The sequence below is a fragment of the Paraburkholderia sp. EG286A genome, assembly GCF_040965375.1.
In the GTDB taxonomy this organism is placed as follows: domain Bacteria; phylum Pseudomonadota; class Gammaproteobacteria; order Burkholderiales; family Burkholderiaceae; genus Paraburkholderia.
On record NZ_JBFRCB010000002.1, the window covers coordinates 753,878 to 768,263 of the forward strand.

13 protein-coding genes and 1 pseudogene are annotated in these 14,386 nt (G+C 66.5%); 4 read left to right on the forward strand and 10 right to left on the reverse strand.

What is annotated here, in order from left to right:
* The first annotated feature begins 93 nt into the window (after positions 1-93).
* Positions 94-705 carry a glutathione S-transferase family protein gene (locus AB4Y35_RS10115; protein WP_368704281.1) on the forward strand — a complete coding sequence of 204 codons (612 nt, stop codon included), beginning with the start codon at positions 94-96 and terminating at the stop codon, positions 703-705.
* Between the two features lie 96 nt (positions 706-801).
* Here AB4Y35_RS10115 and AB4Y35_RS10120 read toward each other — a convergent pair whose 3' ends face one another.
* The 3 genes from AB4Y35_RS10120 to AB4Y35_RS10130 all read right to left on the reverse strand — a co-directional run bounded on the left by AB4Y35_RS10120 (position 802) and on the right by AB4Y35_RS10130 (position 4,360).
* Complete coding sequence (locus AB4Y35_RS10120) at positions 802-2,409, reverse strand: FMN-binding glutamate synthase family protein (protein ID WP_368704282.1); 1,608 nt, start codon at positions 2,407-2,409, stop codon at positions 802-804.
* Between the two features lie 247 nt (positions 2,410-2,656).
* Positions 2,657-3,853, reverse strand: coding sequence for a tRNA 2-thiouridine(34) synthase MnmA (gene mnmA, locus AB4Y35_RS10125; protein WP_368695669.1), 1,197 nt, complete (start codon positions 3,851-3,853; stop codon positions 2,657-2,659).
* A gap of 12 nt (positions 3,854-3,865) precedes the next feature.
* Complete coding sequence (locus AB4Y35_RS10130; RefSeq protein ID WP_368704283.1) at positions 3,866-4,360, reverse strand: NUDIX hydrolase; 495 nt, start codon at positions 4,358-4,360, stop codon at positions 3,866-3,868.
* A 295-nt stretch (positions 4,361-4,655) separates the two neighbouring features.
* On the opposite strand from AB4Y35_RS10130, the gene AB4Y35_RS10135 reads away from it, so the two are divergent.
* From AB4Y35_RS10135 to AB4Y35_RS10145, 3 genes are read left to right on the forward strand one after another with little or no spacing between them, the layout of a single operon-like run.
* On the forward strand, positions 4,656-5,807 hold the full coding sequence (locus AB4Y35_RS10135) for a Re/Si-specific NAD(P)(+) transhydrogenase subunit alpha (protein ID WP_368704284.1): 1,152 nt from the start codon (positions 4,656-4,658) through the stop codon (positions 5,805-5,807).
* 17 nt (positions 5,808-5,824) lie between these two features.
* Complete coding sequence (locus tag AB4Y35_RS10140; RefSeq protein WP_028201972.1) at positions 5,825-6,154, forward strand: NAD(P) transhydrogenase subunit alpha; 330 nt, start codon at positions 5,825-5,827, stop codon at positions 6,152-6,154.
* Positions 6,155-7,609 (forward strand): NAD(P)(+) transhydrogenase (Re/Si-specific) subunit beta, encoded by a 1,455-nt coding sequence (locus tag AB4Y35_RS10145; RefSeq protein WP_368704285.1) that lies wholly within the window; start codon positions 6,155-6,157, stop codon positions 7,607-7,609.
* A 75-nt stretch (positions 7,610-7,684) separates the two neighbouring features.
* On the opposite strand, the pseudogene AB4Y35_RS10150 reads toward AB4Y35_RS10145, so the two are convergent.
* The 7 genes and pseudogenes from AB4Y35_RS10150 to AB4Y35_RS10180 all read right to left on the reverse strand — a co-directional run.
* A pseudogene (locus tag AB4Y35_RS10150) lies at positions 7,685-8,377 on the reverse strand (helix-turn-helix transcriptional regulator); the annotation flags it as partial.
* A 77-nt stretch (positions 8,378-8,454) separates the two neighbouring features.
* Positions 8,455-8,844: a VOC family protein gene (locus tag AB4Y35_RS10155; RefSeq protein WP_342919346.1), complete on the reverse strand. Its 390-nt coding sequence runs from the start codon at positions 8,842-8,844 to the stop codon at positions 8,455-8,457.
* A 187-nt stretch (positions 8,845-9,031) separates the two neighbouring features.
* On the reverse strand, positions 9,032-10,348 hold the full coding sequence (locus AB4Y35_RS10160; protein ID WP_368704286.1) for a class I SAM-dependent RNA methyltransferase: 1,317 nt from the start codon (positions 10,346-10,348) through the stop codon (positions 9,032-9,034).
* A 237-nt stretch (positions 10,349-10,585) separates the two neighbouring features.
* On the reverse strand, positions 10,586-11,290 hold the full coding sequence (locus AB4Y35_RS10165; RefSeq protein WP_368704287.1) for a membrane integrity-associated transporter subunit PqiC: 705 nt from the start codon (positions 11,288-11,290) through the stop codon (positions 10,586-10,588).
* On the reverse strand, positions 11,287-12,900 hold the full coding sequence (locus AB4Y35_RS10170; protein ID WP_368704288.1) for an intermembrane transport protein PqiB: 1,614 nt from the start codon (positions 12,898-12,900) through the stop codon (positions 11,287-11,289). The genes AB4Y35_RS10165 and AB4Y35_RS10170 overlap by 4 nt, the downstream gene beginning before the upstream one ends.
* A complete protein-coding gene (locus AB4Y35_RS10175) occupies positions 12,893-13,555 on the reverse strand; it encodes a paraquat-inducible protein A (protein WP_342919343.1) in 663 nt (220 codons plus the stop codon). The genes AB4Y35_RS10170 and AB4Y35_RS10175 overlap by 8 nt, the downstream gene beginning before the upstream one ends.
* The gene (locus AB4Y35_RS10180; protein ID WP_368704289.1) at positions 13,552-14,367 is read right to left on the reverse strand and encodes a paraquat-inducible protein A; all 816 of its coding nucleotides are present in this window, start codon (positions 14,365-14,367) and stop codon (positions 13,552-13,554) included. The genes AB4Y35_RS10175 and AB4Y35_RS10180 overlap by 4 nt, the downstream gene beginning before the upstream one ends.
* Between the last annotated feature and the right edge of the window lie 19 nt (positions 14,368-14,386).

Consider the following 14,386-nt stretch of genomic DNA (forward strand, 5'->3'; position numbering starts at 1 on the left):
TTGTAGGAAAAATCCTGCACTGCAACAGACGGCGCGTCAGAAAATGGCCAATCCAACGTATACTTCGGCCGGATTCCAGAAAAGGCAGGTGGTATGAAACTCATCGGTTCGCTCGGCAGCCCGTATGTCCGCAAGGCGCGGATCACGCTCGCCGAAAAGAAAATCGACTACAAGCTGGTGCTCGAAAACGTGTGGGGCGCGGAAACGGCGATTCACGATTTCAACCCGCTCGGCAAGGTTCCGTGTCTCGTGATGGACGACGGCGAGGCCGTGTTCGACTCGCGCGTGATCTGCGAGTACGTCGACATGCTTTCGCCCGTGGCCAAGCTCATTCCGCCCGCAGGACGCGAGCGTATCGAAGTGCGTTGCTGGGAGGCGCTTGCCGACGGCATGCTCGACGCGACCGTGCTGATCCGCCTCGAAGGCACGCAGCGCACGCCGGAGCAGCGCAACGAGGCGTGGGTGAAGCGCCAGGAGCGCAAGATCCACGAAAGCCTGACCGCGATGGCCAAGGGGCTCGACGGCAACCCGTGGTGCGCGGGCAACCGCTACACGATCGCGGATATCGCCGTGGGCTGCGCGCTCGGCTATCTCGACTTCCGCATGCCGGAGCTGGACTGGCGCGAGGCGCATCCGAATCTCGCGCGCCACTTCGAGAAGCTCTCGCAGCGTCAGTCGTTCGTCGACACGGTGCCGCAAGGCTGACGTCCAGTCGATCGGCAACTGATGTGACTTAGACAAAACGCCCGACGGCATGGTGTGCCGTCGGGCGTTTTTCGTGTGAGTCGCGGATCGCCTTCCTCAGACGATCTTTTCCTCTGCCGGCGCGAACGAGTCGCTGCGCGCAACCGGCCACCACTTTTCGTACAGCTGATAGCGATAGCGGCCTTCGAGCAGATCGCCGGGCTTCAGGTACTTGAGCAGTTCCGACATCAGCTTTACTTCATACGACGACACGCGCCGCACGATGTGATGCGCACGCAGATCCGATGGGCTCGCGAGACCCGCGGCCTGAATCAGCTCCTGCAGCGCGTGCAGCGTGTTGTGGTGGAAGTTGAAGACGCGCTCGCCCTTGTCCGGCACGTTCAGCGCGCGCTGGCGCACGGGGTCTTGCGTGGCGACGCCGGTGGGGCAGCGGTCCGAGTGGCACTTCTGCGCCTGGATGCAGCCCACGGCGAACATGAAGCCGCGCGCCGAATTCACCCAGTCCGCGCCGATCGCGAGCGTGCGCGCGATATCGAACGCGGTGATGATCTTGCCGCTCGCGCCGATCTTGATCTTGTCGCGCAGGCCGATGCCCACGAGCGTGTTGTGCACGAGAAGCAGCCCTTCCTGCAGCGGTGTGCCGATGTGATCGGTGAATTCGAGCGGCGCGGCGCCCGTGCCGCCTTCCGCGCCGTCCACGACGATGAAGTCGGGCAGGATGCCGGTTTCCAGCATCGCCTTGGCGATGCCGAAAAACTCCCACGGATGACCGATGCACAGCTTGAAGCCCGTGGGTTTGCCGCCCGAGAGCTTGCGCAGGCGCTCGACGAATTCGAGCAGGCCACGCGGCGTGGAGAACTCCGAGTGGCGCGCAGGCGAGACGCAATCCTTGCCGATGGGAATGCCGCGCGTTTCGGCGATCTCGGGCGTGACCTTGGCCGCGAGCAGCATGCCGCCGTGACCGGGCTTCGCACCTTGCGAGAGCTTCACCTCGATCATCTTCACCTGCGGCTCGTTCGCGAGGCGCTGGAATTTATCGGCGCTGAAGGTGCCGTCGTCGTTGCGGCAGCCGAAGTAGCCCGAGGCGATCTCCCAGATGATGTCGCCGCCATTCTCGCGGTGATACTTCGACATCGAGCCTTCGCCGGTGTCGTGCGCGAAGCCGCCTTTCTTCGCGCCCATATTGAGCGCGCGGATGGCGTTCGCGGAGAGCGCGCCGAAGCTCATCGCCGAGATGTTGAAGATCGACATCGAGTACGGTTGCGCGCGGTTGGCGCCCACGAGCACGCGGAAGTCGCTGCCTGCGAGCTTCGTCGGCGCGAGCGAATGGCTGATCCACTCATGGCCCACGGCCTTCACGTCGAGCTCGGTGCCGTACGGGCGGCTGTCCACCGCGTTCTTCGCGCGCTGGTAGACGAGGCTGCGCTGGGCGAGCGAGAACGGCTTTTCGTCGGTGTCGTCCTCGACGAAGTACTGGCGGATCTCGGGCCGCACGAACTCGAACAGGAAGCGCAGATGACCCCAGATCGGGTAGTTGCGCAGGATCGCGTGGCGCTCCTGGAACATGTCGTAGAAGCCGAGCGCGACGAGCAGCGCGGGCACGATTACGCAGTACCACGACAGGTGATGGAGCGCAGCAGCGGCAGCACAGGCCGCGAGCAGCAGCACCGCGCCCCACATGGCGAGATAACGTCGGGAAAACATTGGGGGAACTCCTCGAACTTGATGTAATGCGCGCGCCTGCTCTCCTCTTGTGAAGGGGCGGTGCGCGTCAGCCGCGCGGTTGCCGGGCGCGGCTTGCGGGAATGATGCCGCAAGTTCGTGAATCTGGCCGGGAAGCGGGCAAAGCTTTTTTTTCGGCGTTCGGCAGGCGTCGAAAGTCTGATAAAAAAACGCGGCGCCCTGGGGCGCCGCGCGGTGTTTTCTTACGTTTTGCCTGACGCTGCTCGCATCACGCGGTCGTCGCCGCAGCGGGCTTCTTGCGCGCTACGCGCTTCTTTTTCTTCGGCGCTTCGGGCGGCAGCACGGCGGGCACATGCGGCGCGAGCGTCGTCACCGCTTCGATGATGCCGCCGCCCAGGCACACGTCGCCGTCATAGAGCACCGCCGACTGGCCGGGCGTCACGGCCCATTGCGCGTCGGGAAAACGCAGCGTGAACTGGCCTGCGCCGAATTCGTCTGCGGTATGGAACGAGCAGGGCGCATCGGCCTGGCGATAGCGCGTTTTCGCCCCGCATGTGTGGTCCTGGGCCGGCGGCTCGCCCGCCACCCAGCTCACGTTGCCGGCGCGCAGCTCGTGCGCGAGCAGCCACGGATGATCGTGGCCCTGCACGACGTAGAGTGTGTTCGAGGCCATGTCCTTGCCGGCGACGAACCACGGATCGCCGCTGCCGTCCTTGCTGCCGCCAAGGCCGATGCCCTTGCGCTGCCCGAACGTGTAGAACGCGAGGCCGATATGCTCGCCTACGACCTTGCCGTCGGGCGTCATCATCGGGCCGGGTTTGGTCGGCAGATAGCGGTTGAGGAAGTCGCGGAACGGCCGCTCGCCAATGAAGCAGATTCCTGTGGAATCCTTCTTTTTCGCGTTCGGCAGGCCGATCTTTTCGGCGATTTCGCGCACCTTCGTCTTCGGGATTTCGCCGAGCGGGAACATCGTCTTCGAAAGCTGCGCCTGGTTCAGGCGATGCAGGAAGTACGACTGATCCTTCGTGTGGTCGAGCGCCTTCAGCAGTTCGAAGCGTCCGTTGCTCTCGTTCTGGCGCACGCGCGCGTAGTGGCCCGTGGCGATCGTTTCCGCGCCGAGCGACATGGCGTGGTCCAGGAATGCCTTGAACTTGATCTCGGCGTTGCAGAGCACGTCCGGATTCGGCGTGCGTCCCGCGGAATACTCGCGCAGGAACTCCGCGAACACGCGGTCCTTGTATTCGGCGGCGAAGTTCACGGCCTCGACGTCGATGCCGATCAGGTCCGCGACCGACACCACGTCGATCCAGTCCTGGCGCGTCGAGCAGTACTCGCCGTCGTCGTCGTCTTCCCAGTTCTTCATGAAGAGACCGACGACGTCGAATCCCTGCTCCTTGAGCAGCCATGCGGTAACCGACGAATCGACGCCGCCCGACATGCCTACCACGACCTTACGTTTGCTCATTTCGTTGCTGCCTTAGTTCATCCTGGGTGCTGCCTTGGGCGCCGTCGCGTGCGTCTGGATGAAATCCAGCGGCACGCGCTTGCCAGCGAGGTAATCGTCGACACAGCGCATCACGAGCGGCGTGCGATGGCGCTCGCTCGCGGCACGCAGCTCGTCCACGCTCATCCACACCGTGCGGACGATGTCCGGATCGAGCGCGCGGTCTTCCGCCTCGGCTGCGACACTGCCGCAGTATGTGAAGCGCACGTACGTCGCACCGCTCTCGCCGGGCTTGCCGAAGTGCGTCATATACACGCCGACCAGCGCTTCCGGCGTGAACGCATGCGCGGTTTCCTCGAGCGTTTCGCGCACCACGGCCTCGTGCAGCGTCTCGCCCGCTTCCAGATGGCCGGCGGGCTGGTTCAGGCGCAGTCCAGCTGGCGTGTGTTCCTCGACGAGCAGAAAACGCCCGTCGCGCTCGACGATCGCGGCCACGGTGACGTGGGGTGCCCAGGTTTCCTCATTCATGGGCCGGTATTTTACCGGGACGGCGCGAACGCTGCCCGGGGCCGGATCGGACCCCACAGGGGCGCGGGCCCGGCTCGCCTGGCACTGCCGACCGTCCGGTCGGACGACACAGCGTGTTGTGTGCATCGCACAAAAACGGGCAATTCCCGCTACAAAGGCGTCGCTGCTTTCGGTTAAAGTGGTGCCGTCGTTTGCCGTTGCAATGGATGCCGGCGCTTGAACGCCGTTTGTCGGCCTCCCTTCGCTCGATTCGAGCCAGAACAGCTAGAACAAGAAGGTCGAGGAGGAAACAACGATGCATATCGGAGTGCCTGCAGAGACGCGGGCGAACGAAACCCGCGTGGCCGCGACGCCGGAGACAGTCAAGAAGTACGTCGCCCAGGGCCACACGGTCACGATCCAGGCGGGTGCGGGCGTCGGCGCGAGCTATCCCGACGAGGCCTACACGGCCGTGGGCGCGCAGGTCGCCGATGCGGCCACGGCCTTCGGCGGGGACCTCGTGCTCAAGGTCCAGTCGCCCACCGTCAGCGAATTGCCGTTCATGAAGCGCGGCGCGGTGCTGGTGGGTATGCTCGATCCCTTTAATGCAGAAAACGCCGGGAAACTCGCCGAGGCCGGCGTGACGGCGTTCGCGCTCGAAGCCGCGCCGCGCACCACGCGCGCGCAGAGCCTCGACGTGCTGTCGTCGCAGGCCAACATCGCCGGTTACAAGGCGGTGCTCGTGGCCTCGAACCTTTATCCGCGCTTCATGCCGATGCTCATGACCGCCGCCGGCACCGTGAAAGCCGCGCGCGTGCTGATTCTCGGCGCGGGCGTAGCGGGCCTGCAGGCCATTGCCACGGCGCGGCGCCTGGGCGCGGTGATCGAGGCTTCGGACGTGCGCCCCGCCGTGAAGGAGCAGATCGAGTCGCTCGGCGGCAAATTTCTCGACGTGCCTTACGAAACCGATGAGGAGCGCGAAGCCGCCGTCGGCGTGGGCGGCTATGCCCGGCCGATGCCGCCATCGTGGCTCACGCGCCAGTCGGCGCTGGTGCACGAGCGCGCGAAGCAGGCGGACATCATCATCTCGACCGCGCTGATTCCGGGCCGCGACGCGCCGACGCTGCTGCCCTCGGAAACCGTGCAGGCGATGAAGCCGGGATCAGTCGTGATCGACCTCGCGGCAGGACGCGGTCCCGTTGCGGACGAGGCGAGCGGTCGACGCGGCGGCAACTGCCCGCTCACCGAGGCCGACAAGGTGGTGACGCACCACGGCGTGCAGATCTGCGGCTATACGAACCTCGCCTCGATGGTCGCCGCCGACGCCTCCGCGCTCTACGCGCGCAACCTGCTCGACTTCCTGAAGCTGATCGTTACGAAGGAAGGCACGCTCAACATCGATCTCGCGGACGACATCGTCGCGGCCACGCTGCTGGCCCGCGACGGCCAGGTCACGCGCAAGGCATGACGAGGAGGAGACCAAGAATGGAAGTCATCAACCATACCGTCATCAACCTGATCATCTTCGTGCTGGCCGTGTATGTGGGCTATCACGTGGTCTGGAACGTCACGCCCGCGCTGCATACGCCGCTCATGGCCGTGACCAATGCGATTTCCGCGATCGTGATCGTCGGCGCGATGCTCGCCACGGGCCTGACCGTGGGCGGACCGGGCAAGTTCTTCGGCACGTTCGCCGTTCTGCTCGCGGCCGTGAACGTGTTCGGCGGGTTCCTCGTCACACGGCGAATGCTGGAGATGTTCCGCAAGAAAGAGCCGAAAAAGCTCTCCGCCCCCGGCAGCAAGGAGGGCGCGTAAATGAGCATGAACGTCGTTACGCTGCTTTACCTGGTGGCGTCGGTGTGCTTCATCCAGGCGCTCAAGGGATTGTCGAATCCGAAGAGCGCGCGCGCCGGCAATGTATTCGGCATGGTCGGTATGGCCATCGCCATTCTCACGACCCTTGCCCTGATCGTGAAGGAGTCCGCACAGTTCGGCTCGAATCTCGGGCTCGGCCTTGGCTTGCTCTTCGGTGCGCTCGTGGTGGGTGGCGGCCTGGGCGCCTACGTCGCCGCGCGCGTCGAGATGACGAAGATGCCCGAACTCGTCGCGGCCATGCACTCGCTGATCGGTCTTGCGGCGGTGTGCATCGCGTATGCGGTGGTCTCTGAGCCGGCCGCGTTCGGACTGGTTGCAGAAGACGCGCCGTATCCGGGCTTCCTGCCGTACGGCAATCGTATCGAGCTGTTCATCGGCACGTTCGTGGGTGCGATCACGTTCTCAGGTTCCGTGATCGCCTTCGGCAAGCTCTCGGGCAAGTACAAGTTCAGGCTGTTCCAGGGCGCGCCGGTCGTTTATCCGGGCCAGCATCTGATCAACCTGATGCTCGCGCTCGGCATGGTCGGCTTCGGCATCCTGTTCTTCCTCACGCAGTCGTGGCTGCCGTTCATCATCATGACGGCGATCGCGTTCGCGCTGGGCGTGCTCATCATCATCCCGATCGGCGGCGCGGACATGCCCGTGGTCGTCTCGATGCTGAACTCGTACTCGGGCTGGGCGGCGGCGGGCATCGGCTTCTCGCTGAACAACGCCATGCTGATCATCGCGGGCTCGCTGGTGGGCTCTTCCGGCGCGATCCTGTCGTACATCATGTGCCATGCGATGAACCGCTCGTTCTTCAACGTGCTGCTGGGCGGCTTCGGCGGCGAGGCGGGTGCGGCGGCGGCGGGTGGGGCGCAGGAGCAGCGTCCGGTGAAGTCGGGTTCGGCTGACGATGCCGCGTTCATGCTTGGCAACGCGGAAAGCGTGGTGATCGTACCGGGCTATGGCCTCGCGGTGGCGCGCGCACAGCACGCGCTCAAGGAACTCACCGACAAGCTCGTGGAGAAGGGCGTGGATGTGCGTTACGCGATCCACCCGGTGGCGGGCCGCATGCCGGGCCATATGAACGTGCTGCTCGCGGAAGCCGAAGTGCCCTACGACATGGTGTTCGAGATGGAGGACATCAACAACGAGTTCGGCCAGACCGACGTGGTGCTGGTACTCGGCGCGAACGACGTGGTGAATCCGGCGGCGAAGAACGACCCGAAGTCGCCGATCGCGGGCATGCCGATCATCGAGGCGTACAAGGCGCGCACGATCATCGTGAACAAGCGCTCGATGGCGGCGGGTTACGCCGGTCTCGACAACGAACTCTTCTACATGGATAAAACCATGATGGTGTTCGGCGACGCGAAGAAAGTGATCGAGGAGATGGTGAAGGCGGTGGAGTAAGCGCGGCTCGCATCAGACCCACGCGAAAGGCGCGCAGCGATGCGCGCCTTTTTCAATTGCGGTCGCGCTGAGCGCTCACAGCGACGGCGCGTTCACGCGGCGCAGATAGTCGGCCAGCCGCCGCCCGCTCACGTCGGGAAACTGCTCGAGCACTTCCACGTTCTCCATGCGCGCGATGTTGAAGTTGCGGAAGTCCTCGCGCATTTCGCACCAGGCGCCCACGGTCCATTGCGCGCCCCAGTACACGAGCCCAAGCGGCCAGATGCGCCGCTCCGTATGCGCGCCGATGCGGTCGCAGTACGCGAAGCGCACGACGAGCCGCGTGTCGACGGCGCGGTGCAGCGCGTCGAGCTTGTCCGAGAACGCGTGGTCCATGTGATACGCCGGCGCGAACACGGCGAGCCGTTCCAGCACGGCGCGCTTTTCCGCGGGCATCGCGGCGGCGACTTTCGCGAGCGCACCGCGTGCGCCGCTCGCGAGCGCCGCGCCGCCCCACGATTCGGCCATGCGCGCCCCCACCGCGAGCGCGGTGAGTTCGTCGGCGGTGAAGGTGAGCGGCGGCAGACTCGCCGTGCGCGCGAGCCGGTAGCCGATGCCCGCCTCGCCCTCGATCGGCACGCCCGAAAGCTGCAGGTCGCGCACGTCGCGATAGACCGTGCGCGGCGAGACTTCGAGCCATTCTGACAGTTGCTGCGCGGTGGTGAGACGGCGGCCGCGCAGCAGTTCGGCGATGCGAAAAAGGCGGTCGGCACGGCGGGTCATGGCAGGGCGGTCGCGAAGGCGGGCGCGGTGACTGGGATAAGCACAGATGATAGCGCCGGGCGCGCGCGGCGCCCGGCCGTGGCTTAACCGAGCTTCGGCGCGTGCAGACCGACGCGGTTGCCTTCGGTATCGATGAAGAAGCCGATATAACCGTAGTTGTTCGGCAGCTCTACCGCTGGCCCTTGCTGCTTGCCGCCTGCCTTTGCCACACGGTCGAGCACGGCCGTGACCGATGGCTGCGCGTTCAGATACACGAGCACGCCCTTCGGGTCGGGCTTGGCGTCATGCGGATTGAACACGATGCAGCCGCCGGTTTCCGTATCGGTGTGAGCGAACAGCGCCATCGGCACGCCGCCGACTACTTCGCGCTGCAGCGCGGTGTCGAAGGCGGTTTCGTAAAAGCGGGCGGCACGCTCCAGGTCGTGCGCGGGAATTTCGAACCACGAGATCACACGGGACAGATCGGTAGACACGGTGCAGCTCCTCGAAGACAACGGCGGACGTTGAATGGCGGCAGCCGGGCGGCGGCAGCCTCGCCGGATGGCGTAGAGGCAGTGTGCCAGGGGGCTGCTGACAGCGTGTTGTCAGTAGGTTTGACGCGCCGTGCCGGGCGCTTCGGCGGCGGGTGGGAGCGTCACCCGCCGTGCGCGTTTGCCAATGTCAGCTGGCGTCGCCGTTGCCGGCGGCGGGGTTCGCGCCGCCGCTGGCCGGACGCTGGCGCACGCTGCCCGCGATCAGGTCGAAGCGGAACAGGCGGCATTCGAGCGCGCCGTTGTAGAGCGGCGTCTTGGCGGCTTCGCGCAGGCGCAGCTGGCCCGGCAGCTTGCGGTCCGACGTGAGGACGAACGCGCGCCAGCCCGTGAAGCGCTGCTTGAGCGCGTCGCCGAGCGCCTGGAAGAACTCGGCGTCGGGCGCCTCGTCCTTGGCGCGGCGGAAGCCTTCGTCATCGTCGCCGCGCAGCTCGCGCGCCGTCGGGCGCGCCTCGCCGCGCGCGTTGCGGCCGCGCACTTCGATACGCTCGCCGTACGGCGGATTCGCCACGAGAATGCCGGGCGCAGCCGCGGGCGGCGTCATGTTGCGCGCGTCGAGCTGCTTGAGCGTCACGCTGCCGAAGCCCGCGCGCTTGAAGTTCGCACGCGCCTTTTCCAGCATGACGTCGGAGATATCACTGCCGTAAATCAGCAGGTCGCTGGTCTTGCTTTGCGCGAGGTTGCGTGCCGTGTTCGCCTCGCTCTTGAGGTGCCGCCACGCGGCCAAGTCGGCCTGCTTGAGCGACTCGAAGCCGAAGCGGCGATCGAGCCCCGGCGCGATGTCGAGCGCGACTTGCGCGGCTTCCGCGAGGAAGGTGCCGCTGCCGCACATCGGGTCATAGAGCGGCGTGCCGGGCGTCCAGCCCGTGAGGCGCAGGATGCCCGCGGCGAGGTTCTCGCGCAGCGGGGCGGCGCCCTTGTCCAGACGCCAGCCGCGTTTGAAGAGCGGCTCGCCCGAGGTGTCGAGATAGAGCGTGCATTCGTTCGCCGTGAGGAAGGCGAACACGCGCACATCGGGATAGGCGGTATCGACGCTCGGACGCGCACCGGCCTTGTCGCGCATGCGGTCGCAGATCGCGTCCTTCACGCGCAGCGTGGCGAATTCGAGGCTGCGCAGCGGCGACTTGATCGCGGTGATGTCGATGCGGATCGTCTCGTTCGCCGAGAACCACTTCTCCCACTGCTGCTCGCGCGCGAGCGCATAGATGTCCTGCTCGCTGCGGTACGGCCGCTGGGCGATCTTCAGGAGCACGCGGCTCGCGATGCGCGAATGGAGGTTGGCGGCGATGCCGCCGGCCCAGTTGCCGCGGAAGTGCACGCCGCCGGGCACCTCGGCGCCGACCTGAAGTGCTCCGGGCGGCAGGCGCCGTTGCGCGGTTTCGGCCAGTTCGGCGGCGAGCGCGGCTTCGAGGCCGCGCGGGCAGGGGGCAAAGAAATCGAAAGACATGAAGGAGGATGGGACGCTGCGGGGAAGGCGCTATTGTACGCGGGTTGCGGGAGCGGCCAGACGTGTATGCCGCCCGCACCGCTGAAGACCGCTCAATGCCCGCCCTTGGCCGCCATCTGCCGCGTCCCTGACGCCTCCTCCGAGAATGCCTGGGGCGAGCCTTTATTGGATCCGGATCGCCTGCGGGGCGTGGGGATCAGCTACGCCGCGGGGCCGCGCCAGCGCAAAACCGCCCCCTCAGCCGCCTGCGGCCGCCATTTGCGGGCAGGCAATGCTCGGCGCCGCCTTCGCGCGCACGCCCGTCTTTGCGCCATTCGCCGCCACGCTCACGCGCGGCGCGGCCGCGAGCGCGCGCACGCCGCTCGCGATCGACTGCGAGAGCGCCTCGACCGCCTGCCGGTGGCCGATGACGAGCGCGTCGTAGCCGTCGCCCACCTTCTCGTTGAGCACGCTGCGGCAGGTCAGGACCGTCTGCGTGTCGAGCGCGCGTACGCTCCACACGGCGTCGATGAGCGCATGCGAGCCCGGCCACGATTCGAAGCGCTGCACGTTCACGCTCACGCGATACACGGGCACGCCCTCGGGATGCGGCGAGCCGTACACGTCGATGGTGCCGAGCTGCTGCGTGAGGTCGCCCGAGAGCGCCCGGCGGATCTCGTCGCCGGGCATCGAGGACCAGCGCTCCTGCTCGAGTACGCGCACCTGGTTGGCGTCGGTTTGCACGACGAACTGGGTCTTTGCGACCTGCGGCGGAACATCCACAGGCGCCAGTTCGATCAGCCACGGGGCGTTGCCTGCGCTTGGCGCGGCGGCCGTGCGAGCCGTGTCGTCGCTCGGGCTGAGCGTGTAGAACCGGCTGGCGGGCGAACTGCAGCCCGCCAGCGCGGCGGCGATGACCAGCGCGCCGAGCGCGGCAAGGGCGGGGACGCGTCGGAACGTCATGGCTTGTCTCCAGATTTGCCGCGCAGCAGCGATTCGGGATGGCGCTCCAGATAATCGGAGAGCGCGTTGAGCGATTGCAGCGTACGCGTGAGTTCCTGCATCGCCTGGTGCACGTCGGACTGCAGCGGCGAATCCTGCTGCAGCGTGGACTGCGCGGCGTTGAAGGTCTTCTGCGCCTGGTCGAGCGTGCCTTGCAGCTGCGGCAGGATCTGGTCGTTCACCTTGCCGAACAGCTGGTTGGCGTTCTTGAGCGAGTCGTTCAGGTTGTTGCCGATCTTGTCGAACGGAATCTGATCGAGCTTCTTCGCGATGTCCGCCACCTGCAGCTGCAGCTCTTCGAGCGAGTTCGGCACCGTGGGCAGTTCGAGCGGGTCGTGGTTGAAGTCGACCGTCGCCGGGCCCGCCTTCGGGAAGATGTCGAGCGCGATGTAAAGCTGACCCGTGATCAGGTTGCCGGTGCGCAACTGGCCGCGCAGGCCGCGCGCGACGAGCCGCTTGATCAGCTCCTGGCTTTGCGGCGTATGCGGCGCGGGCGTTTCGCCGCGGATGCGGCGCGACAGGCGCAGCGGGTAGAGGTCGATCGTCACGGGCATCGTGAAGTTGTGCTGCTTCGGGTCGTACTCGATGCCGATGTCGGTTACCTGACCGAGCGCGATGCCGCGGAAATCGACCGTCGCGCCCACCGAAAGGCCGCGCAACGACTGGTTGAAGTACATGACCACGCGTTGCGGCGCGCCGTCCGGCTCGCGCATTGCCTCAGCCTCGTCGGAGGCGAGCGCGAAGGTGGCGCTGTCGGGCGCCTGGGGGCCCATGGACTGGCCGGGCGGCGCCTGGAACGCGAGGCCGCCCACCACGATCGTGGCGAGCGACTGCGTGTTGACCTTGATGCCGTTCGAATCGAGCTGCACGTTCACGCCGCTCGCGTGCCACCAGCGCGTGTTGGTACCCACGTACTGGTCAAAGGGCGCGCTCACGAACACCTGTACCGTCACGCCGGTGCCGTCCTTGTCGAGCGAATAGCCCGTCACCTGGCCTACCTGGATGCGCCGGAAGAAGATCGGCGTGCCGATGTCGAGCGAGCCGAGCGTCGAACTGTGCAAGGTATAGCGATGCCCCTTCTCGTCGATGGTCACGGCAGGCGGCGCTTCCAGCCCGACGAAGTCGCTTTGCGATTCCTGCGAGCGGCCAGCGTCGGCGCCGATATACGAGCCCGAGAGCAGCGTGGTGAGGCCCGAGACGCCGCTTGCGCCCACGCGCGGGCGCACGACCCAGAAGCGGCTGTCCTTCACGGCGAAGCGTTCGGCGTCCTTGGTGAGTTCGACCGTGACGATCACATGCGAAAGGTTGGGCGAGAGCTTGATCGCACGCACCGAGCCGATGTCCACGTCCTTGTACTTGACCTTGGTCTTGCCGGGCTCGAGCCCTTCGGCGCTCACGAAGCTGATCGTGATGGTCGGGCCGCGCGTGGCGACCGACTTCACGACGAGCGCCACGCCGATCAGCGCCGCGACGATCGGCACGATCCAGACGAGCGAAGGCAGCCAGCGCCGCGGCTTGACGATCTCCGGCTCCGGCAGATTGGGCGGGGTCGGTCCTTTCGGACTATTCATGGGGTTGATCCTGTGTGTGTTGCGCAGGTTTGTGTTTGTCTTCGTCCACCGGATCCCAGATCAAGCGCGGATCGAACTGCATCGAGGCGATCATCGTCAGGATCACGACCGAGCCGAACGCGATCGCGCCGGGGCCCGCCGTGATGACCGCAAGCGACTGGAAGCGTACCAGCGCCACGGTTAGCGTGACAACGAACACGTCGAGCATCGACCAGCGCCCGATGAATTCGACGAGCCGGTAGAGCTTCGTGCGTTCCACGGGCCGCCATGTCGAGCCGCGCTGCGAGGTGATCGCGAGCAGCGCGAGCACCGACAGCTTGAGCATCGGCACGAGAATGCTGGCGATGAAGACGATCACGGCGAGCGGCCAGTCGCCCGAGGTCCAGAAGTAGACCACGCCGCTCATGATGGTGTCGTCCTCGTCGCCGACGAGCGAGGCCGTATGCATCACAGGCAGCAGGTTCGCGGGGATGTAGAGCAGCGCCGCGGCAATCAGGAGCGCCCACGTGCGCATGATGCTGTCCGGATTGCGCTCGTGCACGGGCGAGCCGCAGCGTGCGCAGCGCGCGTGCTTCGGCGCGCGCACGTGCGGCTGCACGTGCCCGCAGGCGTGGCAGGAGACGTAGCCGGCGTCGCTGGCGGTCTGGTATTTCATCGGGGCCCCTTGGGGAGCGGGCCGCCGCGCGGCGCCGCCGGGTCTTGCGCGCGCTCGCCGGGCTCGCGGATCTCGGGCTCGGAGAGCGGATGGGACGCAGCCGGTGACGGCGCGGCGGGCGAAGGCGGCGCGTGCGGTCCGCCCGAGCCGGCGTCGCCCGCGAGGCCGCCCGGACCCGCGCCGCCCTCGCGCGCCGCGCGTGCGGCGTCGCGCAGGCCGTCGGCGATGTCCCAGAGCGTGCGCGCATCGAAGGTGACGACCACGGTGAACATCAGCGTGAGCGCGCCGAAGGCGAAGAGCGCGGTTTCGGGAATCACGCGCGCGAGGCTCACCATTTTCACGATCGTGATGAGCACGCCCAGCATGAAGACTTCGAGCATGCCCCAGGGCCGCACGAACTGGATGGCGCGCAGCACGTGGTCGAAGCCCGGTGGAATGAAGCCGCGCCGCACCGGCAGCAGGACGTAAAGCAACGCTACCATCTCCGTGAGCGGAAAAAGGATGGTTGCGCAGAAGACGATCACCGCGATGATCTCCATGTCCTCGTGCCACAGCACCACGAGGGCGCCGAACAGGCTCGACTCCGTAGTGATACCGTTCGCATCGAGCTCGATGATCGGGAACGACTGGGCGATGATGAAGGTGACGAGCGCCGCGACCGTGATGGCGCAGATGCGGTCGAGCCGGGACGCGGCGCTGCTGTAGAGCGTGGCGCCGCAGCGCGAGCAGCGCGCTGACTGGCGGCCTAGCAGCCGCGGTTTGCGGTAGAGCGCGTCGCAATCGTGACACGCGATCAGTTTGTCCTGGGCCATGCGGGCAGGTGACGCAATA

Excerpts from the sequence above, each read along its gene's own strand:
- AB4Y35_RS10170 (WP_368704288.1), bottom strand. The coding sequence starts at position 12,900 with ATGAATAGTCCGAAAGGACCGACCCCGCCCAATCTGCCGGAGCCGGAG.
- AB4Y35_RS10135 (WP_368704284.1), top strand. The coding sequence starts at position 4,656 with ATGCATATCGGAGTGCCTGCAGAGACGCGGGCGAACGAAACCCGCGTG.
- AB4Y35_RS10165 (WP_368704287.1), bottom strand. The coding sequence starts at position 11,290 with ATGACGTTCCGACGCGTCCCCGCCCTTGCCGCGCTCGGCGCGCTGGTC.
- AB4Y35_RS10115 (WP_368704281.1), top strand. The coding sequence starts at position 94 with ATGAAACTCATCGGTTCGCTCGGCAGCCCGTATGTCCGCAAGGCGCGG.
- AB4Y35_RS10180 (WP_368704289.1), bottom strand. The coding sequence starts at position 14,367 with ATGGCCCAGGACAAACTGATCGCGTGTCACGATTGCGACGCGCTCTAC.
- AB4Y35_RS10175 (WP_342919343.1), bottom strand. The coding sequence starts at position 13,555 with ATGAAATACCAGACCGCCAGCGACGCCGGCTACGTCTCCTGCCACGCC.
- AB4Y35_RS10140 (WP_028201972.1), top strand. The coding sequence starts at position 5,825 with ATGGAAGTCATCAACCATACCGTCATCAACCTGATCATCTTCGTGCTG.
- AB4Y35_RS10160 (WP_368704286.1), bottom strand. The coding sequence starts at position 10,348 with ATGTCTTTCGATTTCTTTGCCCCCTGCCCGCGCGGCCTCGAAGCCGCG.
- AB4Y35_RS10145 (WP_368704285.1), top strand. The coding sequence starts at position 6,155 with ATGAGCATGAACGTCGTTACGCTGCTTTACCTGGTGGCGTCGGTGTGC.
- mnmA (WP_368695669.1), bottom strand. The coding sequence starts at position 3,853 with ATGAGCAAACGTAAGGTCGTGGTAGGCATGTCGGGCGGCGTCGATTCG.
- AB4Y35_RS10130 (WP_368704283.1), bottom strand. The coding sequence starts at position 4,360 with ATGAATGAGGAAACCTGGGCACCCCACGTCACCGTGGCCGCGATCGTC.
- AB4Y35_RS10120 (WP_368704282.1), bottom strand. The coding sequence starts at position 2,409 with ATGTTTTCCCGACGTTATCTCGCCATGTGGGGCGCGGTGCTGCTGCTC.